Source organism: Mycobacterium sp. KBS0706, assembly GCF_005938675.2.
In the GTDB taxonomy this organism is placed as follows: domain Bacteria; phylum Pseudomonadota; class Alphaproteobacteria; order DSM-16000; family Inquilinaceae; genus Inquilinus.
This window is the reverse complement of the sequence record NZ_VCCH02000358.1, coordinates 1-452: the sequence shown is the minus strand read 5'-3', so window position 1 is coordinate 452 and position 452 is coordinate 1. Positions and strand designations below refer to the sequence as shown.

The 452-nt window shown below is 63.3% G+C and carries 1 protein-coding gene; it reads right to left on the bottom strand.

Annotated elements, in window-relative coordinates:
- Positions 1 to 452: radical SAM protein (locus FFK22_RS42265; RefSeq protein WP_143957049.1), on the bottom strand; the 452-nt coding region annotated here is incomplete at both ends.

Here is a 452-nt window from a genome sequence, read left to right as displayed (position 1 = left end):
TGCAGCAGATTGTCCGGATTGATGTTCTCCAGGCCGATGAAGACGCGCAGGCAGCCGGCCCGGCGGCACTTGTCGATGAAGCCAGGGATCTTGTGGGCCAGAGCGTCGACCTGGATGATGAAGCGCAGATAGAGCCCGTCCCTCTCCCGCATCTCGATGATGCGATCGAGGATCGGTTCCCAATTCCGGTTGCGCGCGAAATCGTCGTCGGTGATGAAGAAGCGGTAGACGCCGCGGGCGAGGTGTTCCCGCAGCAACCGCTCGACATCGTCGGCGCTGCGGTATCGCGACTTGCGTCCCTGCACGTTGATGATGGTGCAGAAGCTGCATTGGAATGGGCAGCCGCGCCCGGAATCGAGCGAGCCGATCGGCGGCGAATAGCGCCGCAGCGTTTCCGGCGGCAGATAGGTGGTCGGGGCACCGTCGAGCGACGGCAGGTCGTCCATGAAGTT